This window comes from Clostridium sp. CTA-5, from assembly GCF_054768135.1.
This window is the reverse complement of sequence record NZ_BAAAAT010000002.1, coordinates 248,388-269,841: the sequence shown is the minus strand read 5'-3', so window position 1 is coordinate 269,841 and position 21,454 is coordinate 248,388. Positions and strand designations below refer to the sequence as shown.

Annotated in this window: 12 protein-coding genes; 11 read left to right on the top strand and 1 reads right to left on the bottom strand. The window is 26.6% G+C overall.

The window, feature by feature from the left end:
* Nucleotides 1-252: 252 nt before the first annotated feature.
* The 5 genes from ACYUET_RS06450 (at nt 253) to ACYUET_RS06430 (ending at nt 11,292) form a co-directional block, all read left to right on the top strand.
* A complete protein-coding gene (locus tag ACYUET_RS06450) occupies nt 253-2,148 on the top strand; it encodes an N-acetylmuramoyl-L-alanine amidase (RefSeq protein ID WP_460278487.1) in 1,896 nt (631 codons plus the stop codon).
* A 380-nt stretch (nt 2,149-2,528) separates the two neighbouring features.
* Nucleotides 2,529-4,478 (top strand): N-acetylmuramoyl-L-alanine amidase, encoded by a 1,950-nt coding sequence (locus ACYUET_RS06445; RefSeq protein WP_460278486.1) that lies wholly within the window; start codon nt 2,529-2,531, stop codon nt 4,476-4,478.
* 1,081 nt (nt 4,479-5,559) lie between these two features.
* Nucleotides 5,560-8,559, top strand: a complete 3,000-nt coding sequence (locus tag ACYUET_RS06440; RefSeq protein WP_460278485.1) for a cadherin-like beta sandwich domain-containing protein — start codon at nt 5,560-5,562, stop codon at nt 8,557-8,559.
* A gap of 204 nt (nt 8,560-8,763) precedes the next feature.
* The gene (locus ACYUET_RS06435; protein WP_460278484.1) at nt 8,764-9,375 is read left to right on the top strand and encodes a hypothetical protein; all 612 of its coding nucleotides are present in this window, start codon (nt 8,764-8,766) and stop codon (nt 9,373-9,375) included.
* A gap of 216 nt (nt 9,376-9,591) precedes the next feature.
* Nucleotides 9,592-11,292, top strand: a complete 1,701-nt coding sequence (locus tag ACYUET_RS06430; protein ID WP_460278483.1) for a methyl-accepting chemotaxis protein — start codon at nt 9,592-9,594, stop codon at nt 11,290-11,292.
* A 306-nt stretch (nt 11,293-11,598) separates the two neighbouring features.
* Here ACYUET_RS06430 and ACYUET_RS06425 read toward each other — a convergent pair whose 3' ends face one another.
* A complete protein-coding gene (locus ACYUET_RS06425) occupies nt 11,599-12,249 on the bottom strand; it encodes an SH3 domain-containing protein (protein WP_460278803.1) in 651 nt (216 codons plus the stop codon).
* 1,329 nt (nt 12,250-13,578) lie between these two features.
* On the opposite strand from ACYUET_RS06425, the gene ACYUET_RS06420 reads away from it, so the two are divergent.
* From ACYUET_RS06420 to ACYUET_RS06395, 6 genes are all read left to right on the top strand, one after another.
* The gene (locus ACYUET_RS06420; RefSeq protein ID WP_460278482.1) at nt 13,579-14,190 is read left to right on the top strand and encodes a YcxB family protein; all 612 of its coding nucleotides are present in this window, start codon (nt 13,579-13,581) and stop codon (nt 14,188-14,190) included.
* A gap of 229 nt (nt 14,191-14,419) precedes the next feature.
* On the top strand, nt 14,420-16,279 hold the full coding sequence (locus ACYUET_RS06415; RefSeq protein ID WP_460278481.1) for an NTP transferase domain-containing protein: 1,860 nt from the start codon (nt 14,420-14,422) through the stop codon (nt 16,277-16,279).
* A 298-nt stretch (nt 16,280-16,577) separates the two neighbouring features.
* Complete coding sequence (locus tag ACYUET_RS06410; protein ID WP_460278480.1) at nt 16,578-17,279, top strand: sugar phosphate nucleotidyltransferase; 702 nt, start codon at nt 16,578-16,580, stop codon at nt 17,277-17,279.
* Nucleotides 17,280-17,667: 388 nt separating this feature from the next.
* Complete coding sequence (locus tag ACYUET_RS06405; RefSeq protein WP_460278479.1) at nt 17,668-19,125, top strand: flippase; 1,458 nt, start codon at nt 17,668-17,670, stop codon at nt 19,123-19,125.
* 405 nt (nt 19,126-19,530) lie between these two features.
* Entirely contained in the window at nt 19,531-20,109 is a 579-nt protein-coding gene (locus tag ACYUET_RS06400) for a hypothetical protein (RefSeq protein WP_460278478.1), read from the top strand.
* A gap of 530 nt (nt 20,110-20,639) precedes the next feature.
* Nucleotides 20,640-21,359 carry a hypothetical protein gene (locus tag ACYUET_RS06395; RefSeq protein ID WP_460278477.1) on the top strand — a complete coding sequence of 240 codons (720 nt, stop codon included), beginning with the start codon at nt 20,640-20,642 and terminating at the stop codon, nt 21,357-21,359.
* Nucleotides 21,360-21,454: the final 95 nt, after the last annotated feature.

The following is a 21,454-nucleotide window of genomic DNA, read 5'->3' as shown; positions in this document are numbered from 1 at the left end:
AAATAATACTGGCAAATAATGCATGAAAATGTTTTTATAAATACATATAAACCTTGACAAACAAGAGGTTAAGGCTGATTTATGAACGGAAAGTGTTTAATTTACTTTTTTTTTAGCCTATGTTAAAATTGGGACAAAGCTAGATTTAATACTTTAAAATGTCGAAATTTGTAGAATTGTTTTAGTGAGATATATCAAAGAGATATCTCTTAAATGAAAAATGTTCAAAATAAATAAGGTGGTGGGAAAGGCTTGAAAATTAATAAAAAAATAGTTTCATTTTTTCTTAGTGTAGCGATTATGATTTCTATAATTCCAGCAATAAATGTACAAGCTGCTCTTGTAGATATCAATATAATATCAAACACAGATTTAACAGCGGAACAAGCTAAGAAATGGGCTGAGTCTAAAGGTGCTACTAGTACTTTTATAAGTTTAGCTGACCTTTATTGGAAATATGCAAAGGATCATGGAAATGTGAATCCAGCTATTGCATATGTTCAATCAGCAAAAGAAACTGGATTTGGAAAATTTGGTGGAGTGTTAGACGAAACTTATTGTAATCCTTGTGGATTAAAAACATCTTCAGGTGGAGGAGATACAGATCCGAATGCTCATCAAAGATTTAATTCATGGGATCAAGGTGTACAAGCTCATTTAGATCATCTTGCTTTATATGCAGATGCTGAAGGATATCCAAGACAAGATACTTATGATCCAAGACATTTTATTAGTGTTAAAGGAAAAGCTAAAACTGTAAATTCTTTAGGTGGAAATTGGGCGCCGAGTAGTACATATGGAGAAGAAATTAATAATCTATATTCAGATTTATTAACTTATTCAGGTGTTAATAATGGTCAAGCTAATGTTCCAGACGCAAATAATCCAATAGAAAACACGGATAGTAGTGGAAATATTATTTCTTCAATAGGTTGGAAGTATAAAAATGGTAAATGGTACTATTACAAATCAAATGGGACACTAGCAACAGGTTGGATAAAATCTGATAATAGTTGGTATTATTTACGTAGTGACGGAAATATGGCAAAAGGATGGGTTAATGTAGCTGGAAAATGGTATTATCTTAAATCTTCCGGTGTTATGCAATCAGGATGGATTAAAGATAATGATAAATGGTACTATCTACAAGGCGATGGTAGTATGATAACAGGATTTAATTCAATTAATAATAAAAAATATTTATTTGATTCAAGTGGAGCAATGAAAGTCGGTTGGTCTAATATAGCAGGAAATTGGCATTACTTTAATACTGATGGAAATATGTTAAATGGTTGGATAAAGCCAGATGGAAATTGGTATTATTTATACTCAAGTGGAGCTATGGCAACAGGTTGGATAAAACCTGATGGACAAAACTGGTATTACTTAAATGCTAATGGCTCTATGGCGACAGGATGGAAACCGATAGGAAGTGATATTTATTACTTAAATCCTTCTTCTGGAGTTATGGCTAAAGATACAGTTACTGATGGATGGGAAATTGGCACTGACGGAAAAAGAGAAAAAAAAGTTGCTTCAAGTTCTCAAAGACTAATAGTAATTGATCCAGGACATAATTTTGGTGGAAATGATGGTGCATATGCTACACATGATAGAGTAACTTATTGTGAAAGAGATTTAAATATGCAGTTAGCATTAAAGCTAAAATCAAAACTTGAATCTAATGGGTACCAAGTAATGCTAACAAGAAAAGAAACAGACAGGGAAACTTTAGGGGTAACTCAAAGTCTTACTAATAGAGTTAATATGGCTAATAATTTTAATGCTGACTTTTTTATAAGTATACATCATAATGCATCAGATTCATCAGCAGCAAATGGGGTCGAAACTTATTATAGTTCAAATAGACAAGATTCTAATTTTGGATCTGGTCCAAGTGATTATAAACTTTTATTAAGTAAGAAAATTTCTACTAATATTACTAATAGTATTGTAAATAAAACAGGTGCTTATAATAGAGGTGGAAAAGATGGAAATTTATTTGTATGTAGAAATACTAATATGCCATCTGTATTAGTAGAAGCAGGATTCATAACAAATCCTCAAGAAGCACAAAAATGTACTGATAGTAATTATCAAAATAAAACAGCAGATGGAATTGCAGAAGCTATAGTAAATGAAATATAAAATATATTAACTAAGGCATATGAAATAAAATAATAGATCAAATAGACGAGCATACTGGCCTATTATTTTTTCAATGTGCCTAAGACCTATCTCAAAGAGAATTTTGGGATAGGTCTATTTTTATATTATTAAAAATTAAAGTATAGCTAAGCTATAGTTATTATCTTGGAATATTTTCATAATATTATAATAAATACTATAATAAATTATAGAAAAATGGAGAAAAAATCAAAAAATAGTTAGATCCCATACAATTTACTTTTTTTTTAGTATATGTTAGAATTATGATGGTTTTAGAATATTGCATAAACAAAGTTTTGACGAATTTTGTAGTAATATTATCAGAATTAAATTAGAAGGAAATGGAGGGAAAGAAAAGCTTGAATATTAATAAAAAGATAATGTCATTTTTTCTTGCTCTAGCTATAATATTTTCAATAGTTCCAGCAACAAATGTACAAGCTGATACTAATGAAAATGCTGTTTTTGCTGATATTAATATAGTATCAAACACAAAGCTAACAGCTGAGCAAGCTAAAAAATGGGCTAAATCAAAAGGTGCTACTACTACTTTTATAGATTTAGCAGAAGTTTATTGGAAATATGCGGAGTCACATGGGGGTGTGAATCCAGGAATTGCATATGTTCAATCGGCTAAAGAAACCGGATATGGGAAGTTCGGTGGAGTATTAGATGATACTTATCATAATCCTTGCGGAATGAAAACTTCAGCTGGTGGTGGAGATACAGATCCTAATGCTCATATGAGATTTGATTCATGGGATGAAGGTGTACAAGCTCATTTAGATCATCTTGCTTTATATGCAGGTGCTAATGGATATCCAAGACAAGATACTAACGATCCAAGACACTTTATCAGTATAAAAGGTAAGGCAACTACAGTAAATTCATTAGGTGGAAAATGGGCTCCAAGTAGTACATATGGTGAAGAAGTCAACAAATTATATAATGATATGTTAGCTTATTCAGGACTTGAAAGTAAATATGAAGAAGTGAGTAAGCCATCAAATCCAGGACCTGCACCAAGTGTTCCAGATGCAACTTCACCAATAGAAAATTCAAATAATAATAATGCAAATATCACATCATCAATTGGATGGAAATATGAGGGTGGATATTGGTATTATTATAGATCAGATGGAAGTAAAGCAACAGGTTGGATAAAGCCAGATTCTAATTGGTACTATTTATATTCAGATGGAGCTATGGCAACAGGATGGCTAAAATCAGGGAATTCATGGTACTATCTTCAATCTTTTGGAGGTATGAAACTAGGTTGGCTTAAAGATGGAGCTACTTGGTATTTCCTTCAAGGCGATGGAAGTATGGTAAATGGTTTTAAACTAATTGATAGTAAAAAATACTTTTTTGATGTTAGTGGTGCTATGAGAGTAGGCTGGTTTGAAATCAGTGGGAACTGGCATTATTTTAATACCGATGGAAGTATGCTTACAGGTTGGATAAGACCAGATTCTAATTGGTACTATTTATATTCAAATGGAACTATGGCAACAGGTTGGGTTAAACTTAGTGATAAATGGTACTATTTAAATAGCAATGGTTCAATGGCAACAGGTTGGACTACAACAGGGCAGTATACTTATTATTTATATCCTTCTTCAGGAGAAATGGCTAAAGCAACTGTTATAAATGGTTGGGAAATAGGTCCTGATGGTTCAAGAGGAAACAGAGTAAGTGGTGGATCTTCAAGATTAATAGTTATAGACCCAGGTCATAACTTTGGTGGAGATGATGGAGCATATGCTACACATAATAGAGTAACTTATTCTGAAAGAGACTTAAATATGCAACTTGCAGTTAAGCTTAAAGCAAAACTTGAAGCCAGAGGATATGAAGTAATGATGACTAGAAATGAAACTGACAGAGAAACTTTAAATGTAACTCAAAGTCTTACTAACAGAGTTAATATGGCTAATAACTTTAATGCAGACTTCTTTGTAAGCTTGCATCACAATTCAGCTGATGCAGTTGCAGCAAAAGGTGTAGAAACTTACTATAGTTCAAAACCTCAAGATTCTGAATTCGGTGGAGCGTTTAGTGATTATAAACTTTCAGTAAGTAAGAAGATGGCAACAAACATTACAAACAGTATTATAAATAATACTGGTGCTGTAAATAGAGGAGCAAAAGATGGAAATCTATTTGTATGTAGAAATACAAAAATGCCAGCAGTGTTAGTAGAGTCTGGATTCATAACTAATCCAGAGGAAGCAGCAAATTGTTCAGATTCAGGTTATCAAAATAAAATAACAGATGGAATTGCAGATTCTATAGCAAATGCAATTTAATTAAGACTAGATATGTAGATAATAATTATTATTTACATATCTAGTTTTTTATATTTTTATCCACAAAGTTGCACACATTCCTACTTGTTCCAAAGATAAAACTTTGGACAAGTAATTAATGGAACAACTTTTTATTGAGAACATCAACAGTTTATTTTCAAATGTCTGATGCACCAATATCACTACTATTTTTATTTAGAATTTCTAAAAAGCAAATACAAGTTCTTTAGTATACTATAGTATCAATATATAATTAGAAATATTATATATAATTAATTTGTAGGACTAAAAAATCCCACTAAATATATTTTAAAATTCATCCCAAAATTCATTGGAAAATTTATTATATATATTCTTAAAAAAAGATTTATTTTAGTACTTAAATTGGATATGCAGTTTGTATTATGTAATATATGAAAAGTAAATAATTTTTTAGACTTTTACATATAGAGTTGAAATGTCAGATACATGAAAAAGTAATGATTCACAAATCGCTTTGGCGATTTTTTTTATTCTTTAGGAAATTATATTACTAAAGAATATTTGGATAATTTATAGAATATTTTGTTTTAGAGGTATGATAAGAGCCATCACTAAAGAATAAAAAATAATCATATGCCGCACCATTATTACTGCACTATGTTTGGAAAGGGTGCATGGCTAAAAAAATCCACGCTCCACAGTCGCTTAACGATTTTTTAGTTTGAAGATTTATTTATTATATCTAAATAATAAATAATATGGTTAATCGAAATAAGTAATGTTATGTTTTACAACACTTACAAATTTTTATAAAAACTATAAAGATAACAAAATTTTTAACGAAAAGTAAAGTAATTAATACTAATAAAAAAATATTATAGAATTATTGGTATTTTGTATATATTATTATTAAATTTTTTATATAATTTCTAAAATAACCGACATATTTCCTGAGAAATAGTATATAAACCAAAAATGTAATTATTTACTGAATATATTAGGAAAAGATTTGTTATATAGAGGTTATTTGTATAAGAAAAATATGATAATATATAGATATATTGATAAATTGGGAAGAAATATTATTAGGAGGAGAAACATGGGGAAGAAGATTAGTAAAAAGAGAATTATATCATTATTTTTAGCACTTACTTGTATATTTTCACTTTTACCAACACGATTTGGTGGATATAGTGAACAAGCTAATGCTGCAACAACTCCAACATTAGATATATCAGGTACAGATTATGCTTTAACTGTAACAGGAACTGCACTTGAAGGTAATACTGCTGATACAAATGGGGTTAAGGTGGACAGTACCAAAACAGTTTATACAACACTAGGGAGATTTAAAGAATTCCAAATAGATCTTCCAGCGTATAAAGAACAAAGTGTAACCAAAGAATCGGAAGAAAAGACTGACCTTAAGGTTAAAACTGATAAGGAAATAACAACTACAATTAAAAGGACAATAGAAATTCAAACTATTAATAGAATGACTCCAGATGAATTTAGTACTTTAGGATGTGCTATTGAACCTACACAAACGAAATTAAATAGTGGTATGGTTAAAAATGGAGTAACAATTAAAGATCTTCCTTTAGGAAGCAATGAAGTAGTTTATAAAATAAAAGAAACTAAAGATGTAAGTGTAAAAGAGACAGTATATGACATTAATATTGACGACAAGGGTAACAAAACTTATATACAAAAAAGTGAAGGAACAAATCCATTACCTCAAGAAGTTTTAACTAGTAAAGATACTACAATAACAATGGAACATGCTTCTGAATATGCACAAGGAAAAATAAGAAAAATAAACTTTTCTAGTTATGTAGGTTCTAAGGATATTTATAAATTAAACAAAGATGAAGATAAAAATAAAGTTCCATTCTTATATAAAAAGGAACTTATAACAACTGAAACTGAAAGCTTTTTTACTTATGAACATGTTGTAAATGACCAAATTAATAGTTTAGACTATGAAATAAGTTTTGAAGAATCATTTAACTTAGATGGTGCTATAGTTTGGATGGATGGTGCTAAAGATAGTAACATACAAAGCAATGGGAATAAGTTAACAGGATTTTTAACTAAGACAGATTCTAAAATTTTGGTAATTAGTATACCTAATGATAAAGGTCTTGGAAAAAATTATGCTATTAAATTAAAGTTTAAAGATGAGAATAGTAAAGAAGATTATACTCTTAGGAAAGTAGATATAGAAAGCAAATATAATAATGATGAAATTTTAGCTGCTCAAACAAATTATATTGGAAAAGAGTTTAACGATATAACTGAAAAAGGTGAATCAAAAAGATTTACAGGAAAAATATATTTAGATAAGCGTGCTGGAAAAGTTAAAGTAGCACCAACTTTTGGTGCACAAAGTGGATTTGTAGTTAAAGCAAGTAACCATTATATTGATGAATATGGTAAAGTTCAGATAAAACAACAGGATTTTGATAAATACGTTTCATTTACAGATAGTACAAGTAGTAAATCAAATGCAAATGTAATTTATCTGGATGTTTATCAAGGCTCAGATAGCTCAGATCAATTAGGGGCTCTTATAGCAACATATGAATTAGAAGTTGTATTTAATGGTACTTCATCTGTGTTTAATTTAGGATTCCAAAATGCTACTTTAAAAGAAGCTAATGGTGGAACACAAAAAATAGATTTTAATTCATCTGTTCATAAGTATGATTTTTATGTTGATGATCTTACAAGAAAAGTAAACATAAATTTTGATACTAGTTTAGCATTAACAGTAGCTGAAGTTAAAGTTAATGGTAATGAATATTCTATTCAAAATGGTGGAAATTTAGATTTAGATCTAAGTAAGGCTGCTGGCACTCAAATGACAATAACGCCATATAAAGATGGTAGACCTGCATCAGAAAAATATGTATTTAATATTCAAGGCGAAGGAGATGATGGAGGAAATCCAGAAACTCCAAGTGAACAAAATGCATATTTAGGATCTTTAAATTTTAGTACAGGTGATTTAAAACAAGAAAATGGAAGTACAGGTTTTACAAGAGAAACTTTAAATTATGATTTAATAGTTAAAACTGGTGTTAGTAAGTTAGATGTTACTGCAATAGTAGATGAGCCAGGTGCTAGAATTTCTGAAGTTAAAATTGCAGAAACAGGAACTACATATGATTTAGTTTCAGGAACAAAACATGAAATTCCGTTACAAGAAGTAGGGGAAACAACTTTACAGATTACTGTTACTGCAAAGAATGGTAAAGATAAAAAGATGTACACTATTACTATTAAAACTGATTCAAGAAGTAATAATGCTAAGTTAAAAAATGTAGAACTTAATACTGGCGATTATACTTTTAAACCAGATAATTCTTCATGTAAAGTGCGTGTAGATCAAGATGTTAGAAGTATTAAAGTTAAACCAATACCAGAAGATGAAACTTATTCAAAAATTACTGTAGATGGAAATAAATTTTCTGGAGCTCCTATATCTGTTAGTTTAAAAGGACAATGGAAAACAGAGATTGATATAGAAATTACAGCAGAAGATGGTACTACTACTAAGACATATACTTTAAAAGTTTATAGAACAAATGATGATATTGGAGATATCAAAGATCCAGACGATGATGATGACGATGAAGATGAAGACGACAATAGTAATAAAAATGATGCATATTATGATGAAAGTAATAAAATATGGATTGATTTAAGCAAATATGAAGAATGGGCAAAAATAAATGGAAAATATGTTTATTTTGATAAAAGAGGTAGACAAGTTAAAGATGCTTGGGTAAAAGTTGAAGGTTCTTGGTATTTTGTTAATAAATCAGGATATAGATTAACTGGTTGGAAGCAAGAAACAGATGGTAAATGGTACTATTTGGATAATAATGGTAAAATGGTAACAGGATGGTTTTATGATAAAGAGTCAGGAAAGCAACATTACTTTAATCCAAATGGAGTTATGAAAACAGGCTGGTTATCATTAGGTGGATATTGGTACTACTTTGATGCAACAGGTAGATTATTAAAGAATGAAAATGCATATATAGATGGAAGATGGTATTCATTCTCTAATTACGGCACAATGTATCAATAATATTAATATAAATTAAAAACATAGTGAGAGATAATAGATGATTGGACTTAGATTCAATCATCTATTTTTATATTGTTTAATAAAACATTTATATTTTAAATTTTGCTGTTGATTTAATACAATTATATGTAATAATTTACCAAGATATCTAAAGGGGAATTGAAATTATTCGATAATAACATAAGGGGTAAAGGAGGTAAATTTATGCAAATAAATAATAATGGAATATATAATAACACATATAATCAAGGAATTAATCAAAGTAATAATTTATCTAGAAATAATATTTTAAATAGTAATAATTCTTATAAAGATAAATTAGAATTATCAAATGAGTCTAGAAAAGTTAGAAGACAACCTATTATGGTGTTTGGCTTAGATAAGGGAACGGCTAGTAATACTACGATATTTGTTAATAAAGGGACTTTTAATCAAATAGCAAATTATACAACAGATAATCCAGATTGTCAGTGGGAAGAAATAGGATGTGATGGAGTAAAAAGATGGGTTGTAGTAAATGGACAAAGATTTGAGTGTCCATTAAGCAAGGAAGAAAGAGCAGCATATGAACAAGCATCTAAAACTATAATAGATTATATAAATGAAGAAGAAGAAAAGAAAGAAAAAAAATATAGTGATAAAGAGTCAGAACCTATAAATTTTGAGTTTAATGTGGATGGAAGTATATCAATAGGTGATGAATCTTTATTAAGTAGCAATCCCAAAATAAGTGGATTATTAAAGAATGAAAAAGTAATGACAATGCTAAAGGATATAGCAAAACTTAACGGTGGATCAATAACGATGAGTATTTAACTAAAATATAAAAATGTAGAGTAAAATGGTATGTATTTAAACAAATAGTTAAAATACATACCATTTTTTTATTTAATATATATTTATTATAAAATTTATACAAAAATATTCCCTATATTGGTATAATATATTAATGATAATGATTTTCATTAATATATTTATAATGTATATACAAATAAAAAATTAAATGAAGCGTTTTAAGGGGGACATAAAAATATGTACAATAGATTATACGAAAGAATAAAAAATGATCCAATAAATTTAAAAATCAAGAAATTATTATTAGTAATTATTTTTTTAATATCTATAGTTATGATTGTAACTATAGGAACACTATACACTCTATCATATAGAACAAATTCATTATACAATGGACCATATAAGCTTTCTGACACTATATCTAATATGAGAATTAATTTACAAAAAATTGATAAAAATATTTATAAAATTATATCGGAAGTAGACAATGACAAAGATGAAACTTTACTAAAAAATATAGACGAAGAAACAAAACTATTAAATAATAATTTAGAAATTCTTAAAACGGAATTTAAAGATAATAAACAATTAATAAATAATCTTGAAAAAAGTCTAGAAGAATTATCTGGCAGTAGAAAAGAAATAAAAGATTTAATTATTAAAGGTGATAAGTCTTTAGCTGTAGAAAAAATAGAAAATGAATATTCTAAGAAGTCAGAAGACACAGTAAATAAAATAGTTACAATATATACGGAATCCCAAAAAGAAGCTTCTAGTTTTGTACAAAAAGTTAATATACATAAATATATAATGATTGGAATTATTTTTATTTTTATGTTACTTATAATAATGACTACAATTATAATAAGTAAGATTATAACAGACATATTTATTAATGGGATTAATAATATAAAAGAAATATCAGAAGAACTTTTATATGGAAATTTAAAAGTAGAAAATCAATATGAATCTCAAGATGAAATGGGTGAAATGGCTATAAACTTAATTGAAGCAATAAGAATGATAGATTCGTATATAGATGATATTACAAGTGTTTTAGAAAATTTATCGGTTGGAAATTTAAATATAAAGTTAAATAAAGATGTTGATTATAAATGTGATTTTATTCCTATACAAGAAGCACTTGAAACTATTATTACAACATTAAATAGTGATTTTATTTCTATAAGAGAAGCTGTTGATTTAACTGCACATAAATCAGATGAAATATCATTAACTACTAAAAAACTTTCTGAAGGAGCCCAAAATCAATCTGAAATAATTGAAGAGTTATTATCAAGTTTTAATGAAATATTAAGTAAGGTTAAGGTGAATTCTCAAAATGCAGAAAAGGCAAATAGTGTTTCTGAGAATACTAAGAGTATTGTTATAGACGGAAATGATAAAATGGAAGAATTAATGAATTCAATGAATGATATAGCTAAATCATCTAAGAAGATAGGTGAAATTATAAATACTATAGAAAGCATTGCTTCACAAACAAATCTTTTAGCTTTAAATGCAGCTATTGAAGCAGCAAGAGCAGGAGAGGCTGGAAAAGGTTTCGCTGTAGTTGCAGAAGAAGTTAGACATTTAGCAGAACAATCCTCAGAAGCTGTTAAGAACACTACTACACTTATAGAAAATTCTTTATTTACAGTGAAAAAAGGTGAGAATTTAGCAAAAGAAACAGAATATGTATTGCAACAAATAGTAAAAAATGTGGATGATACTAATTCATTAGTAAATGAAATATTTATAGGTTCACAAGATCAAACAGAAGCTATAACTCAAATGACTTCTGCTGTTGATGAAATAGCAAAAGTTGTACAAGCTAATACTGAAAAAACTGAGGAAACAGCTTTATCTACAAATGATTTAGCTCATCAGGCATATGTTATAAGTGAAAGAATGTCATTATATAAATTAGCTGAATAAAATAATAATTAAAAAAGTGCTAATCATCAACTTGATATGAATTAATATAGTATATATAAGTCCAAATAAAGTTTATTCATTAATATAAATCTTAAAATATTTATAAATGATATTATTGCCAACTATAGTGAGGAACTTATATAGAAAATTTATGATATATATGCTTCTAATTAGATATTATTAAGTAAAGATATGATTTTCTATAAAAATTATATAAAAGATCATAAATGTAATAACTTAATTAGAACATATATATTGATAATTAACACTAAAATATAAACACAAAAGTTTAGAAGTTTGAAGATCTTATTCTACTAAATAAATATAAGTCTTCTTTCTTCCAAATTTTTTTACTTGTTCATGTGTTGGAAGCCATACATCTATTACGTAAGTTCCATCTTTTTTAATCTTAATTGCGCCACCTCTATCTTCTACATTAAACATACAATCTGATTTATATGACTTTAATTCAGGAATGTAAAGTTTACTTCCTAGAGGAATATTTTTAGGAGCCGCAACAACTCCGATTCTAGTTTTTGTTTGCATTGCAGTTTTTGCTCCCCATGCTTCGGAACATGAACGGCAATTACAATATGCTGTAAGTTCAGCTTTTATAGCTTTGTTTAAATTACCACCACGACTGATTTCCGCTCTATTTTTAGCAGATGTAGTAGATGCAGATGATTCATAAACTTGATACGGCGGCTTTTCATCATATTCTATAACATAAGTTTTATTGACATAACCTTCTACATTATCATGCCTTATGTTATACCAATCACCTTCCTTTTTTAATATGTCAAATGTCATTCCTTTATATAAACCATAATATACCTCACTATTTATATCAGGATTTTTTCTAATAGATAAACTAGAATCTATATTTATGACTTGTCCATGTTTTTTTGGTTGGTGTTGACTAGAGTTATTTCCATCCGAGACCCCACTTGATAGCATTTGTATTTCTGAATCAGAAATTTTTTCTTCATTGGCTGAGTCTGAATTTTCTATTATTTGCGTATCATATTGAATTTCGTTTTGAACCACTGGTTTTCCTACCAATGTTGATGAACATATAATATATAGTCCACACATACATTTTGCTAATTTCGACAACCAATCACTCCTTTCTATTGAAATCACTTCCAGTATTGAAAAGGAAATGTATCTGATTATTTGTATGATAGATAGCATTATTAAAAGTTTTACTATATGTTATGCTATCTTCTAGATTGGTAATTAATAATACTTAATTATTATTAATGTTTATTAAATTTGTTTTAAAAATATACTTTTAAATTTTATAATGAACTTTTTGTAATTATTTTTTTTATTTAATATATAGGTTCTAATAAAGTTTGTTCATTAATATAATTCTTAGGAGTTTTATAAATAATATGACTTATAAGTATAGCGAGGAACTTATATAGCAAATTTATGATATATATGCTTCTAATTAAATACTATGTAATTAAAGACATAGTATCTAATTAGAAATTATACAAAAAATCATAAATGTAATAACTTACTTAGAACATATATTTAATAATTTTAATCAGCTAAAATTTAGAATTTTGTTTGTAGTATATAATGTAACGACTTTAAAACCGGTTCCACTTTATTAACCAGTTAATAATAACAGTATTATATACATACTTAGATACTTGGAAAACTCTTAATTATTTTATTAATATATGTTATTGTCAGCATAAAAATTATACATTTTTTATATTACAATAAACGACAAAAATATAATAATAAAATAAGGGCTGTTGCACAATGTTTTTAATTATAACAAATTTTAAGGGATTTTAAAACCCCTTATGAGGAATGCTTATGTAAAATAATGTTCTAATTTGTTGTTATTTGAGGGCTCACAAGTAAAATTAAAAAGATAAATATTTTAAATTTAGGTACATAAAAATAAATAACAAGTCAAAAGTTGAAATAGATATTTTCCATCAGGCAAGGAGATAAATTGTCCTCATAGTGTGTCTATTAGGTCAATTTGATGATGTAGCATGATGGAAAATAGGATAGCAAATGGAATTGTTGTTTTTTGATTGTGCCTTAAAGTAAAATTGAGAAAAAATTTCTATATAAAAATAAAAATTGTATTTATATTTTTTTCATTTAATTTATTAATTAGATTTATATGATTTTTCACTTTTATTGGAATATAATAATTTTATTGGATAAAGTTATTATATATATTATAATAAATTTATTGAGAAATTATTTTTTACTTTTTTTAAAGAGTACTAAAGAATTAGGGGGAGAGAATATATGGTTGAGGTAAAGTATAAAAATACAGTAGAACAATGGGTAGATTTTAATATTTTTAAAGTAAACAATTCTACTGAAAATGAGAAGTCTGTTAAAATCAGAAGAACATTAGCATTAGGGATAGGTCTGCTTATTGGAGTTTTATATTGTATATTAGCATTGCAGGATTATAAAAAAGGGAATAGTCCTATTTTTTCGATTATACTTGGATTTATTTTTGCAAGCTTAGGGATTTTTGGATATTATTATTTGCCATCATATTGGGATAAAAGAGCTAAAAAATTATTAAAAGAAAGTTTTGAAAAAAATGAACGAGAGTTAGGAAGAAATATAACAGTAACATTAGAAAATGAAAGGTTAATGATTTATAAAAATAAAAGTAAAAAAGAAATTTTATTAGATTCAGTAGTAAACGTTATTGTTTCAGGAAAATTTTTAGGAATTGTTCTAAACAATGATAGAGATATTATAATTCCACTTGAAGCATTTGCAAGTCAAGATGATAGGGTTAATTTTGAGGAATTTATTAAAAAGTGTTGTAAAAATAATAAAAGGCAAAAAGAGTTAATAGAAGAAAATATCATAAAAGAAAAAGAGGGAGTGGAAAATTAAATTCTAATTTCAGTCCACCCTTATACTAAAATAGCAATATTTAAATATGATAAATAATTATAGGGTTATCTTAAATACATAAATATGTATTTAAGATAACCTTTTTTGTTAATTTAAGCCAAAAAATTAATATATGTATTTACATTTAAGATTCAATATAATATAATTTAAACAATGAGTTCATTTTATGAACAAAGAGCATAGGCAATTAAATGAAAGGGAGAGTATTATGTTAGAAGATAGATTGGAAATATTAAAGATCTTAAATGATAATTTTAATATTAATCAAAGGGAGTTATCAAAAAGGACAAATATATCTTTAGGTAAGGTAAATACAATATTAAAAGAATTTACACTTGATGGTACAATAGAAAGAATTATTAATAATAGGGGTATTCTATATAGAGTAACTGACAAGGGTATAAAAACTTTAGAAGAAAATCTTGCTTCGGCTAAAAATACAAGATTAAAGCTTCATGAAGAAGAACACAAAATTGTTAAAGAAGCTGTTATACTTGCAGCAGGTAGAGCAAAAGATTTTGGAAAGCCAGTTGGTATGCTTGAAATTGAGGATACTAGATTAATTGATAGAAATTTAAATATACTTAAAGAAAATGGAATAAATAAGATTACTATAATAACAGGATATGAAAGTAGCTATTTTGAAGAATATTTCGCATCTAATAAGAACATAAATTTGGTTAAAAATGAAAAGTATAAGTGGACAGGGACAATGTCTTCATTAGCATTAGCAAAAGAGTATGTTGATGATGATTTTCTTCTTATTGAAAATGATTTGATTTTTGAAGCAAGAGCTATTAAGGAACTAGTTGAAAGTAATAAACGTGATTGCATACTTTTAACTAATGAAAGTGGTTCTGGAGATGAGGCTTTTGTTGAAATAAGAGATAATCATTTATTTAAGATGTCTAAGGATATTCATCAATTTAATAAAATTGATGGTGAGATGATTGGAATAACTAAAATATCTTATAAATTATATCAAATGATGTTAGAAGAATTTAAGGACAATATAAATCCATATTTAAATTATGAATATGTTTTACTTGATGTGGCTAGAGATTATAAAATAGGATTTGTTAAGATTGATGACCTTGCTTGGGGAGATGCAGATACTAAGAAAGAATATGAGAATATAGTAAATCATCTTTATCCAAGTATAAGAAGAAGAGAAATTAATTATGAAATAAATAATATAAAGACTATAATTAGAGAAGCTATGAAGGTTTCAGAAGAAGATATAACTGAAGTTTTACCAGCAGGTGGAATGACTAATAAAAATTATAGAGTTTGTGTTAAAGGAAAAAGATATATTTTAAGAGTTGCAGGAACAGGAACAGAAGAAATGATAAGCAGAAAGAATGAGATGTTCAATTCATCAATTGCTTCTGAAAGAGGATATAATGTTGAGACACCTTATTTTAACGTTGAAACTGGAGTTAAGATGTCAAGATTTATAGAGAATGCAGAAACATTAACTCCTAGAAGTGTTAAAAAAGAAGAAAATTTAAAACAAGTAACAGACATATTAAGAAGATTGCATGAAGATAAAGAATTCCCAATGAATAATGAATTTAATGTATTTAGAGAACTTGAAAAATATGAAGAGATATTAAAATCAGGCAATGGAGAATTTTTTGCTGACTATGAAGAAGTAAGAAAAGAATTTATGGCATTAGAGCAAGTATTGCTAGATTCAGAAAGAGTCTTTGTTCCATCACACAATGACTTGGTTTCAGAAAATCTAGTTAAAGATACAGAAGGAAGAATTTATTTAATTGACTGGGAGTATAGTGGAATTAACGATGATATGTGGGATTTAGCAGCATTATCTTTAGAAAATAGTTTCTCAGAAGATGACATAGAACTTATGTTTAGACTTTATTTTAATGGAGAAGCTGACGAAAATTCAAGAAAGAGATTACTTATTCATCAAATAAGCCAAGATATTTTATGGGCAGTTTGGACATTAATAAAAGAAAATGAAGGTGACGATTTTGGAACATATGGAATAGACAGATACAATAGAGGAAAAGAAAACCTAAAAAGATTATCAAGAGAGTTTTAAATTATATTGATATTATAGTATAAAAAATATATGAACTAGACTATGTTTTAATTATATAGTTTAATATTGTAATATAAGGGCGAACTGGCATTGGAATTTGTTTTTTTATAATCTCCTAATAAAGATTTGTACAATTAATTGCTTGTCAGCAATCTTTGATTGGTAGCATGCATTAATTGGACTAATCTTTATTTTTGGAGTTATTAAAACAAATTCCTCTGTCCATGAGCTTTATTTACAATATTAAACTTAGGTTAAAACATAGTGAAAAACTACGGATTAGAGGAGAGTAGCAAACATGAGAGCAATTTTAGTTGCAGCTGGTATGGGTACTAGACTTAGACCACTTACAAATACAACACCAAAATCATTAATTGAGGTTAATGGAGTGTCTTTGCTTGAAAGACAAATTATCAATTTAAGGGAAATAGGGATAGAAGAGATAATAGTTTTAACTGGATATTTACATGAAAAGTTTGATGATTTAGTTGAAAAATATAATTTGATCAAAGTTTATAATGATAAGTTTGATGTTTATAATAATATTTATACAATGTATTTGGCAAGAGAATATCTTCATGATGTTTTTGTTATTGATGCAGATAATTATATAAATAGAAATTTCTTACCAAAGAGTAGACCAGAACATTCAGAGTACTATTCAGCTTGCAAAGAAAATATTATTGGTGAATGGATTTTAAGATATGATGAGAGCAATAGGGTATGCAAAGTTGATATAGGTGCCGAGGGGGATAAGCCATCATATATAATGTCAGGTGCATCTTATTGGAGTGAAAAGGATGGAAAATTTATAGCAGAAAAAATCACTCAAAAAGTAGAAAATGAAGAATTTGAAAATTTATATTGGGATGATATAGTCGTAGAAAATCTTGATAATTTAGAGGTTCGTATCAATAAAATTAATTCAGATGATATATTTGAAATAGATTCACTTCAAGATTTAGAATATCTTAAAAATAAACTTAAAAATATGAAATAAATAATAATAGGCACATTAAAAATAAAGTAGCATTGGTGTATATTTTCTTTCGTGTTCATTAAAAATAACCATAAGTTTAATTGTAAAATTAAATTTATGGTTATTTTTTATTTATAGAAAATTATTATTTTATGTACCTCTAAGGCACATTCAAAAAAATAATAGACCAGTATGCTCGTCTATTTTGTGTGATACTGCGTCATCAAATTTAGCTAATAGCTCACTATTAACTAAATTTACTTCCTTGTCTGACGCAAAATATACAATGCCTCTTTGATCTATTATTTTATTTCATGTGCCTAAAATGAATTTGACAAGATTTCATGTTAGTGTAAAATATAGTAGAAGTAAAATAATCCATTTTAGGGTTATAGGAGGATACATATATATGGCTAAGTCTATATCAAAAAATGCAATTTTTAAAGCTATACTAAATTTATTTAATATTATTTTACCTATATTAGTAGGACCGATATTAACAAGAGCACTTGGTCCAGATCTTTATGGATATATAGGATATGGTGAATCTTTGACTGCATACTTTTTAATATTTGCAAGTTTTGGAATTTATCAATATGGATTAAGAGAGATAAGTAGAGTAAGAGATGATAAGAAAAAATTAAGACAAACATTTACTAGTTTGTTTCTTTTTACGGTTATAACAAACATACTTGCATCAGCTGTATATATGATTTTTGTAGCAACCGTTTATAAGAATCAGCCATATTTTTATACATGTATGATTTTAGGATTTAACTTAGTATCTAATCTATTTTATGTAGAATGGATTAATGAAGCATTAGAAAATTATGATTTCATAGCTATTAAAACAATGGTTGTTAGAATAGTGTATTCTGTATTAATAGTTTTTTTTGTTAGAAATGAACAAAATTTTTTGTTTTATTTATATATAGTTGTTTTCTTTAACTTCTTAAATAACATATTAAGTTTTATATATATAAAGAAGAAAGTAAGTTTTGATTTTAAAAATTTACATTTTAGAAGGCATATTAAACCAATGTTTTTTGTAGTTATTTTATCAAATACGAATGTTTTATATACTCAACTTGATAAGATAATGATAGGAAATTACATAGGAACAGTAGATGTAGGATATTATTATACAGCTCAAAAAATAATGACAATAATAAATACACTCATGTTAACAGTAATTCAAGTAACGATGCCAAGACTTTCTAATTATTTAGGAAATGATTCAAAAGATGAATATATGGTTTTGCTTAAAAGAATAATAAAGATATATTTTATGTTTTTATTCCCAGCATCATTAGGATTATTATGTTTATCAAAAGAGATAATATTAATTTATGGTGGCGCAAAGTTTATAGAAGCAGTTCCAGTAATGATAGTATTTTCGCTTTATATGCTTACTATTGGAGTAGAAGGAATAATAGCGAATCAAATGATATATCTTCATGGAAAAGAAAAAGATGATGTTATATTAATATTAATTGGAGGAGTATTAAATTTAATATTTAATACTGCATTATTACTTACAGGGAAATTTACAGCCACAACTGCTATGGCAACTACACTTATAGCAAATTTAATCGTAATAGTACTTGAATATAGATTAGTTAAAAAAGTATTAAAACTAGATATTAATTTATTTAGCTTTGAGAATACAAAGTATTTTTATTATTCATTATTATTTATTCCATTAACATTTTTAGTTAAACACTTTGTAAGTGGTACATTACTAGTAACTGGATTAGTAGTATGTTTATGTGGAATAGTTTATATTGGAATTTTAACTTTTACTAAAGATAAAGTATTCTTTGAATTATTTAATACATTTTTAGTAAAATTAAAGCTAAAAAGATAGTATATAGTATAAGGTATACTAAAATATAAGCATGTAATTAAAATAATATAAAACTATATCAATGTAATAAGTTGGTATAGTTTTTTTTATAAAGTTATTATAGTAATAATTCGATAAATAATTATTGGAAATAGAATTTTTATTATATAAAAAATATATAACTATTTAAATAATCTTTTTAAAGATAAGTCCAAATTAAATTCAAAATTTTATTGTAGAAATCTATTACAACATATATATTAAATTTAAAATAAAAGTATAGTATAATATTATTCATATAGTAGGCACATTAAAAAATAATAGATTAGTATGTTTGTATATCTTATTTTCTTGTGTGAAAAAAATATACTACATATCTTTAATTAATTATTTTCTTTCATGTGCATTAGGAGAAGGTGAAAACTTATGGAGTTATTTATTAAGAATAGAAAAGAGATAGTAAGAGCGTTGCCTGTTGAGAAGGTAAAAGAAGCTTTAGAAAAGATGAATAATAATGAAGAGAAAAGAAAAGAAAAGTATGTTATAGTTGCTCAAAAAGAGAAACTAATTAAAGAACTGGAAGATTTAAAAACTATAAGTACTATGATTGGAGCAGCAAGAACATTAAGAAAGATGGCTGATGTAGAAAGTGAAATAAAAGGGTTAGAGTCTGCACTTAGAAATATAGAGTTATATGAAAAAAGAAATTTAAAAGAAGAAATAGAAAATGCTACAAAGAATCCTACAGCAATTAATGTATTATCAGCATATGAACTAAGTTGTGAATCATATGATGAATTTAAAACAGAAATAAATGAACTATTGAACGAAAGAGAAGTAATTGCTTCCAATAATATAAATGAAGAATTCTTAAATAGTTTACACACTTTAACAGATATACAACAATTATTAATTAAGATGTTTATAAATGGAAATAAACTTTATAAAGTATCTGAAGAATTAGAAAACCTAAAGATTATGATGAAAAAATCTTTGATAAATTAATAGCATAGTTATAAATTAGTTGTGCTTTAAGCAAATGCTTATATTTTAAAATATAGTTATAAATTAAAATTAAGTTATGTTAAAAAAGTAGATAGTATATTAAAAATATTATTTTTAATACTGTTAAATAGCAGAGGAAAATTAACCACTGCTATTTTTTATTTTTTTAAAATTAAAATCTAGGGATAATTTATACCAAAATATAGTTTATAAAATAGAATTAGATAACATAAAAAATAAAAGAAAATATTTCTGTATAATATATTTAAAAAATATTTTTATTAATTTTCCTAATTATAGGAATAATTTGGAATTGGTTTACATAATATATTAATAGGTAATTCAAAGCTAAGGCACATGAAATAAAATAATAAACCAAAGAAGCGTTGTATATTCTGTGTCAGACAATGAAACAAGTTCAGTTAATAGTGAGCTATTAGCTAAATTTGCTAATGAAGTATGACACAAAATAGATGAGCTTAGTGGTATATTATTTTTTGAATGTGCCTAAAAAGAGGGGGACCATTAATATGTTAGGAAGAAGTATAAAAAAAAGTTTAGTATCACTTATTGCAATTGCATCCTTTAGTATGATTGGGAATATAAACTTAAATTATAATACTTTATATGCAGTAGCAGCAGAGTGTAGTGATCCAATTTATAACTTAAATATTCAAACTGGAGAAAAGTTAATGAAGTTTTCAATGAAGGATAATGTGTATAAAGTAAATGTGAACAATAATACAGGTAGGGTTATGATTTTATATGATCATAGTGATGAATTTGACAGTAAGGATTTAGATATAGTTATAGATGAAGTCAAAGATCAGATAAATAATTTAAAATGCAGTAAATATATTGTAGATTCAAATAGTCCAGTTATAATGATTGAAAATTTAAAAACAGGACTTAATACTATAAGGATAAAATATAAACCAACAGGCAAGGAAATATATAAAATATATATAGAATATGATAAAAATTTTAATGACAATAAAGTAGGGTGGGTAGAAGAATTTGGTCAATGGTATTATATAGATCCACATACAAGAAACAAGAGAGTTGGGTGGATTAAGGATAAAGAGAATTGGTATTATTTAAATTCTATAGGAATAATGCAGACAGGTTGGGTTTTAGATGGTGATGATTGGTATTATTTGGATTCATCTGGAATACTACAAAGAGGTTGGATACAAGATAATGAGGAAAAATTTTATTATTTAAATTATGATGGTTCATTAAAATCATAGATTATATATTAAGAAAGATTTGAAATTTATAAAAGTCCATTGTCAGAAGAAGTTAAGTATAAAAAATTATTTAAATCATGAATATAATATTCAAT

Excerpts from the sequence above, each read along its gene's own strand:
- ACYUET_RS06440 (WP_460278485.1), top strand. The coding sequence starts at position 5,560 with ATGGGGAAGAAGATTAGTAAAAAGAGAATTATATCATTATTTTTAGCA.
- ACYUET_RS06435 (WP_460278484.1), top strand. The coding sequence starts at position 8,764 with ATGCAAATAAATAATAATGGAATATATAATAACACATATAATCAAGGA.
- ACYUET_RS06430 (WP_460278483.1), top strand. The coding sequence starts at position 9,592 with ATGTACAATAGATTATACGAAAGAATAAAAAATGATCCAATAAATTTA.
- ACYUET_RS06425 (WP_460278803.1), bottom strand. The coding sequence starts at position 12,249 with ATGCTATCAAGTGGGGTCTCGGATGGAAATAACTCTAGTCAACACCAA.
- ACYUET_RS06420 (WP_460278482.1), top strand. The coding sequence starts at position 13,579 with ATGGTTGAGGTAAAGTATAAAAATACAGTAGAACAATGGGTAGATTTT.
- ACYUET_RS06415 (WP_460278481.1), top strand. The coding sequence starts at position 14,420 with ATGTTAGAAGATAGATTGGAAATATTAAAGATCTTAAATGATAATTTT.
- ACYUET_RS06410 (WP_460278480.1), top strand. The coding sequence starts at position 16,578 with ATGAGAGCAATTTTAGTTGCAGCTGGTATGGGTACTAGACTTAGACCA.
- ACYUET_RS06405 (WP_460278479.1), top strand. The coding sequence starts at position 17,668 with ATGGCTAAGTCTATATCAAAAAATGCAATTTTTAAAGCTATACTAAAT.
- ACYUET_RS06400 (WP_460278478.1), top strand. The coding sequence starts at position 19,531 with ATGGAGTTATTTATTAAGAATAGAAAAGAGATAGTAAGAGCGTTGCCT.
- ACYUET_RS06395 (WP_460278477.1), top strand. The coding sequence starts at position 20,640 with ATGTTAGGAAGAAGTATAAAAAAAAGTTTAGTATCACTTATTGCAATT.